At 39.8% G+C, this 6,734-nt stretch carries 7 protein-coding genes, 1 other RNA gene and 1 pseudogene; 3 read left to right on the forward strand and 6 right to left on the reverse strand.

Features of this window, described 5'->3' with window-relative positions; genetic code table 11:
* The 3 genes from HP456_RS17790 to dcuS form a co-directional block, all read right to left on the reverse strand.
* On the reverse strand, positions 1-749 hold a 749-nt coding region (locus HP456_RS17790; RefSeq protein ID WP_172253601.1), incomplete at its 3' end, for a 2-hydroxycarboxylate transporter family protein.
* A gap of 137 nt (positions 750-886) precedes the next feature.
* Positions 887-1,597 (reverse strand): response regulator, encoded by a 711-nt coding sequence (locus HP456_RS17795; protein ID WP_172253594.1) that lies wholly within the window; start codon positions 1,595-1,597, stop codon positions 887-889.
* Positions 1,590-3,191 carry a DcuS/MalK family sensor histidine kinase gene (gene dcuS, locus HP456_RS17800; RefSeq protein ID WP_172253595.1) on the reverse strand — a complete coding sequence of 534 codons (1,602 nt, stop codon included), beginning with the start codon at positions 3,189-3,191 and terminating at the stop codon, positions 1,590-1,592. Before dcuS ends, HP456_RS17795 begins: the two co-directional genes overlap by 8 nt.
* A 169-nt stretch (positions 3,192-3,360) precedes the next feature.
* Here dcuS and HP456_RS17805 point away from each other — a divergent pair.
* Positions 3,361-3,990: pseudogene (locus HP456_RS17805) on the forward strand (MtnX-like HAD-IB family phosphatase).
* 281 nt (positions 3,991-4,271) lie between these two features.
* Here the strand turns inward: HP456_RS17805 and ssrS are convergent.
* Positions 4,272-4,459, reverse strand: a non-coding RNA gene (ssrS, locus tag HP456_RS17810) — 6S RNA.
* Positions 4,460-4,514: 55 nt separating this feature from the next.
* Positions 4,515-4,952, reverse strand: coding sequence for a peptidylprolyl isomerase (locus tag HP456_RS17815; protein WP_172253597.1), 438 nt, complete (start codon positions 4,950-4,952; stop codon positions 4,515-4,517).
* 207 nt (positions 4,953-5,159) lie between these two features.
* Here HP456_RS17815 and HP456_RS17820 point away from each other — a divergent pair, with 207 nt between their 5' ends.
* Positions 5,160-5,456, forward strand: a complete 297-nt coding sequence (locus HP456_RS17820; protein WP_172253599.1) for a phage holin family protein — start codon at positions 5,160-5,162, stop codon at positions 5,454-5,456.
* Positions 5,457-5,524: 68 nt separating this feature from the next.
* Here the strand turns inward: HP456_RS17820 and HP456_RS17825 are convergent, their stop codons facing one another.
* Positions 5,525-6,046, reverse strand: coding sequence for a type 1 glutamine amidotransferase domain-containing protein (locus HP456_RS17825; RefSeq protein ID WP_172253603.1), 522 nt, complete (start codon positions 6,044-6,046; stop codon positions 5,525-5,527).
* A gap of 393 nt (positions 6,047-6,439) precedes the next feature.
* On the opposite strand from HP456_RS17825, the gene HP456_RS17830 reads away from it, so the two are divergent.
* Positions 6,440-6,703, forward strand: coding sequence for a YbyB family protein (locus HP456_RS17830; RefSeq protein ID WP_376766235.1), 264 nt, complete (start codon positions 6,440-6,442; stop codon positions 6,701-6,703).
* Positions 6,704-6,734 lie beyond the last annotated feature (31 nt).

The raw sequence follows: 6,734 nt of genomic DNA on the forward strand, positions 1-6,734 counted from the left end.
CCATTCCCGGTCAATGAAGGGACTTTCTTTCCGATCAAATCAAGCAAGGATGCTAAAATGATTGCAAATACATTCCCTAAAGCAAGTGCTGGGACCAGCATCGATATATAGTAGCTCGGATCATTACCCATCAGTTCAGAATAGATTTGACTCATTGGAACGGCTCCGGCTCCCATTCCTCCTCCCATAATCGGCATCGTAATCACAAGAACGGCTTCCTGGAGCGTAAAACCAACAAGGGAACCAAAAATTCCGGCGATAATAATGGCGCCAGCTACCGCACCAAAAATAGGAAGGAAATACCGCAGCCCCACTTTGACAAGTACTTTTGAATTCATTCCCAGTATACTTCCCGTGATCAAGGCAGCTATATAAAAATTCAAGAATCCGCCTGTTTTCATAAAGTCTGTCATAGACGTGACCATCGCTTCTGGAAGTAATCCTGCGTATACCATAAATGCAGAACCGAAAATCGCAATGATCGCACCTCCGCCTAAGAATGTTTTCACGATAGGTGTCCGGTCGCCTGCCCAGCCAAATAATTCACCGAGAACCATCATGACAAGAAGACTGCCGATCATTCCCCCAGGAAGATTCCCTGTATACAAACTTATGAGGGTAATGCCCGTGAAGATCAGAAACCACAGTATCGGGATATTAAAAATTTGAACTGATCGATCTTTTGGAATTACAGCGCTCTCATTTGTTTTCTCATTTTTATATGCAAGTGTTGAAGTTGCTTGTCCCATCTTGTTCATCCCTTTCTCGCCTCAGTAATCGCTTACAATGTATAACCATCATATGAAAACACTTTTCGTTTTCAAAGATTATGAAATTATTGTTTACTTTTTGAAATTAAAAAAAGCAGCCTGGGTTGGCTGCTATCTTACAAATAATTATGGAGACGGGATAGTTTCGATTTATTGAAGGTATATTGATAGACAGGCCTTCCGATTCCATAAACCAAGGTTTCATCCACCACCCCGATATCCTTCATAAACGTAAGGTATTTCCTAATCGATACACGTGAAATGGTCGTAACCTCAGCAATATCATCTGTTGAAAATGACTCATTTTCAAACTCTAAAGTTTCTTTGTAAATAACGGATAACGTGCTCGTCGTCAAACCCTTGGGAAGCGGCATTTTTGTTTGAGGCTCTTGAACATCTTTCAGTAATAGCAGATCCAATTCGTTCTGCTCGATGGTTGTCTGCTTTTGAAGCATTCGATTACTCTCCCGATAAGAAGTTAATGCTTTTTTAAATCGCTCAAATTCGAACGGTTTAATCAAGTAGTCAACCACCCCCATCCGGAGAGCACTTTGGATATTCTCCACTTCCGATGCCGCGGTGATGAGAATCACGTCCGTTTTACGCTGCTCCTTCCGTATAAACTTCAATAAATCCATTCCGGTTTGATTGCCGGGCATATAGACATCCAAAAGCATCAAGTCGACCTTGTACTCCTTTAATTTCTTCATCGCATGTTCGACAGAGTTAGATATACCTATTAAACGAAACCCATCTATCTCCTCTAAATAGGTTTGATTGAACTTCGCTACCATTGGGTCATCTTCCACTATTAACACCTTAATCACTCTTCTTCCCCTCCTCGAATGAAGCCTGAACAATCACCGTCGTGCCTGAATCTTCCTTCGATTCAACATGAAGGTTTCCATTTAATTTATCAATACTTTTTTTCACCAAAAAGAGACCGTACCCTCTTCCTTCTCCCTTTAAAGAAAATCCTTTAAGGAAAATATCATTGAAGATGTCTTCGGGGATGCCTCTTCCGGTGTCTGTGAGAATCAACTCAAACCGGTTATCCTGATAGAATAATTCCAGAAGCACTTCTTTTTCTTTACAGTCAGCTGTGGCTTCGATGCTATTGTCTAATAGGTTTCCAATCACCGTAATCAGCTCATGTGTAATGGCGGGATCCATTGGTTCTGGAATAAAATCGTTACATTCTATGAATAAGGCCACACCCTTTTCCCTTGCATAGCTCAGTTTCCCCATAATGAAACCGGCAAGGGCTGGATCCTTGATTTTAGAAGAAACGGTGTTCACTTCATCAACTTGTAATGAAACAAGCTCAGTTATATAACGATTCAATCTTGTATACTCTTTCAACTTAATCAATCCCAGAATCACATGCATCTTGTTCATGAATTCATGTGATTGCGCCCTGAGCGCTTCGGCATGAGACTTTGCCCCTGTCAGCTGCTCAGCTAAAAGATTCACTTCCGACTTGTCCCTGAAAGTAGAGATCGCACCAACCACTTCTTTGTTCACAATTAGAGGAACTCGGTTTACCAGTATAGATACCCCATTGATCGTTTGTTCTTCATCCAGTTCAGGTTCCCCTGATTCCATGACTTTCTCCAACCTGGTCTGAGGCATGTATTCTTTAATAGGTACACCAATTGGATCAGAAGATAGTCCAGCTTCACTAAAAATCTTCTCTGCAGACTTATTCACCAATGAGATGGTCGTATCCCTGTTTACAGCTACAACCCCTTCATGAACCGATTGAAGCATGGTATTCCGCTCTTCTAATATCTTGGCAATTGTAATTGGCTCTAATCCAAACAAGATTTTCTTTATGTATTTCGCAATAATGACCGCTCCTATAATTCCGACAATGATCCCAATGAAGGATCCCACTAAAATACTCCGGTGACTTTGATTTAAAGCTTCCTCTACACGATTCAGTGAGATCCCGACAGCAACGGCTCCAATTTGCTGATTTTCTTCATTATAGACTGGAGAAAACGCTCTGACCGATCTTCCAAGAGTCCCTTTTGAAATAGACATACTCTCCTTTCCTTCCAGTACATCTTTCTCATCACCGCCGACAAAATGTTTGCCTATTCGTTCAGGATCAGGGTGCGATTTACGAATCCCCTCCATATCCATCACAACCACGAACAATACCTCAGCTGACTTTTGGATATCAAGTGTATATTCTTGAATGCTTTTTGTATCCCCTTCATTTTCCAAACCATTCTTTACGATTGTTGAATGCGAGACCGTACGTGACACAACCTTTGCTTTTTCTTCAATAGAAGCTTCAATATTTTCATTAATCGTTCTTGAGATAAGCAAATCGGTTATCACAAGGGAAAGAAGGACAATAATACATACGAAAAGAATGATAATAGTGCTTAATTTAAGCTGTTTCTTTTTCACAGATGTCACTCCAGTGTAAGTTGATATGATTATCTATTCTACACGATTTATCAAGAATAATCAGACTCTTATACTTGCTTACTGTTTAGTATTATCATGAAGGGGGTCTCTCTTAACAAGTCATAGTACAAGTACACTGCCAGCAACATTGGATGCAGGAGGTTCAAGAATGAATAAATGGGCATTTGTTTCTGATTTTGATGGAACCATTACGGATAAAGATTTCTATCATTTCGTGATTGAGAAGTATTTTGAAGATGGGAGAAAACTTTATACGAAATGGAAAGCGGATGACATGAAAGATATTGATTTTTTAGCTGCTGTTTTTGGATCAATCAATCAAGAGGAAGAGGTCATCATTGATGATATCAAGTCAATCAAAATCGATGAGCATGTCCCCTCTTGTCCCCTCTTTTATAAATAAAGGGCAGAAAAACAATGGTGATATTTATATCTTAAGTGCCGGCACCAATTAGTATATTCAACATCTGTTGCATCATCTCGGTGTATAAGGGATAAAAGGGTTTTCAAATGAAGGGTTTTATAAAGATAAGAATGTACACTTAAATATCGACAGTGAGCACCCTCATTATTCGGAAAGATATGGAATCAACAAAGAAATAGTCATTTCGGAGCTGAAAAAAAAATACGAAATCGTTTACTTTGCCGGGGACAGTGAACCCGATACTCATCCTGCAAGGGCGGCGGATCTTACATTTGCCTTTGGACAGCTTCAACAACTCCTCAAGTAGAACAGTCATCTCATATTGAAGTAAACAGCTTTAAAGAGATTGAGTAGTACTTACAAAAAAATGGCGAGCTTCCTGAATAAACCTTTTCAGAGTACCGTCCTTTACTAATACGAGTGAAAAGTAGTATACTGAATATGCCTCTCCCGAACATTCGCTTGTTGCGGGACACTTAACCACTGTACGGACGGGAGAGGCCTCGTTTTAGATTAAGCTGTCATGCCTCAATGAATCCTGTAGTAACACAGGATCCATTGGGGCTTTCTTATTTTTCGGCACACAACAAAAATAAAAAGCCAGTCCCCGAATGAGAACTGGCTTATCATGTAAAATTAGAGCCACATTTGCCGTAATGTTAGATAAGAAAGTTTTAAACCACCACTCCTCAAAGTGGGTGTTTGCAGAAGACTTCCTGTCGTCCTCTATCGTGGAGGCATGACATTCCAGCTTCGATATAAAACTCCCTGTTACAGTTTAAAGGTTAAAACTTCGTTATGATTACGTACAACGCAGCTTGTAGTTTATATATTACATGATAATGCTTGAAATTTCAACTGTAAAATCATCTTTATGATTATGCGTCGAAAACTTCCACCTTTTCCATTACATCTCCATTTTTCATTGACTTCACACTTTCAATTCCTGAAGTCACTTTCCCGAAAACAGTATGAACACCGTTTAAATGCGGCTGAGGGTCATGAACGATGAAAAATTGGCTTCCGCCGGTATCTTTCCCTGCGTGCGCCATTGAAAGGGAACCTTCTTCATGCTTGTGGGGATTGCCTTCAGTCTCACATTTGATTGTGTAGCCTGGTCCACCCATGCCGTTTCCATTAGGACATCCGCCTTGACTGACAAAACCGGGAATTACACGGTGAAATGTCAATCCATCATAAAAACCTTCTTTTGCTAACTTCTCAAAGTTTTCCACTGTTCCCGGTGCTTCATTCGGGAATAAATCAAATTCAATCTTTTCACCTGTTTGAAATTGTATGTATCCTTTTTTAGCCATAATTAACAACTCCTAATCATATATTAAGTCATACATATTTTATCACTGACCGTTTCCATTGTCACTTCTAACATGGCCTCGGCTTACAAGAATGGAAAAAGGACCGACTTTTGTCCCTGAAACATGAATAAGCCAGAACAACTGTCATGAATGTGAGACCTTATAGAATAGAATAGCAGTAGTCATATTCAAAGGGGGACTCATTCCATGACAGAACTTTTGAATGATGTAACGATCCATAATCAATTGACGGTTCTTGTTCCTGTACTCTGGGTATTGGGTTTTGCATTGAAAAAAACGCCGCATATTCCTGATTGGTTGATTATTTGGATTCTGTTAGCAATTGGAGTAGCAGCAAGCGGGTGGCGATTAGGCTTCGACTTTAATGGGATAGCGAATGGTTTCATTTGTACAGGAGCAGCCATCACCACCCATCAATCTATTAAACAGACCTTTTTTGCGAGGGTGGAGGATCAAGACAAAAGCCAAATTAATAAAAAATAACGAATAAGGACCGGAATAAACTGACCTTCGTTTCAGAAAAGGCAATTCATTCCGATCCTCTTTGTTTTTTATTTGGTCATTACGCCGATAAACTCTCTCATATAATCAGGTAAATCTGGCGGTCTGCGGCTTGAAATGATATGACCATCCACCACAACAGGTTCATTAACCCAAACAGCCCCGGCATTTTCCATATCATCTTTAATACCTGGAGTGCTGGTGACCTTGACTCCATTCAGTATCTTCGCTGAAATCAACACCCACCCTGCATGACAGATTTGGCCTATTGGTTTGGAAAGTGAATTCATATCCTGAATCATTTTAATCACTTCAGGATACCTTCTTAGTTTATCTGGAGACCATCCTCCAGGAACCAAGATGGCATCATAACTTTCATGTTCGATTTCACCAAATGAAAGGTCCGATACAATCGGTACACCATATTTTCCGACATACTCTTCATCTGCCTTTTCTGCAACAATATGTACTTCCGCACCTTCTTCCCTTAAGCGAAGCACCGGATACCACAGTTCCAGGTCTTCAAAATCTCCACTGACCAGCTGTATAATCTTTTTGCCTTTCAATTTCATCATTACATCCCTCCCGTCTTTCATTGTCCTTACATTCATGCCGCTTTGCAACTAATAAACCTCAGTTATACGGACTGTACTTTTTTATCGATTTAATGATTACATTGGTTTGTAAATAGGAAACGCAAACAACCATTACCGTCATCAGCACGCCGAACATATATATAATCGCAGTATATTTGTTTCTCGTTGTTTTCCTCACTCAAATCCCCTTCCTCGACTCATACATATTGTTATTATGCCAATTATTTGAAGGAATATTTATGACACTCCCTATCCCGGTGGTTTTGTAAAAGATATAAAACGGGTCTATTAAAATGTTTAAATAGATTCATCAAGGGAATAACAAAAAAACAAAGAGGCAAATAATGATCCATTATCTAGGAGGAGTGTATGATGAAAGTAAATAAAACCTTATTAGTTGGAGCTACTGTTACTGCAGGGTCATTAGGATGGTTACTGTCTTCTAAAGAAAAGAGAAACCACCTGCACAATATGAAAGAAGGAATCATGACGAAGATTAAAAAACGTAAAACCGAAGACATGCCTGTTGAGAAAGGCGGTAATCCCGACCCGCAGAACATCGAGGATAATTCAATGGTCAGTGAAGGTGCAATGACTTCAGTACAATATTATAATGAGAAAAAGCAGGATTAACTGGAAAACAAGCAGGGGGATTACTCCCCCC

Source organism: Bacillus haikouensis (assembly GCF_013179555.1).
In the GTDB taxonomy this organism is placed as follows: Bacteria; Bacillota; Bacilli; order Bacillales; family Bacillaceae_B; genus Rossellomorea; species Rossellomorea haikouensis_A.

Excerpts from the sequence above, each read along its gene's own strand:
- HP456_RS17815 (WP_172253597.1), bottom strand. The coding sequence starts at position 4,952 with ATGGCTAAAAAAGGATACATACAATTTCAAACAGGTGAAAAGATTGAA.
- HP456_RS17820 (WP_172253599.1), top strand. The coding sequence starts at position 5,160 with ATGACAGAACTTTTGAATGATGTAACGATCCATAATCAATTGACGGTT.
- HP456_RS17825 (WP_172253603.1), bottom strand. The coding sequence starts at position 6,046 with ATGAAATTGAAAGGCAAAAAGATTATACAGCTGGTCAGTGGAGATTTT.
- HP456_RS17830 (WP_376766235.1), top strand. The coding sequence starts at position 6,440 with ATGATGAAAGTAAATAAAACCTTATTAGTTGGAGCTACTGTTACTGCA.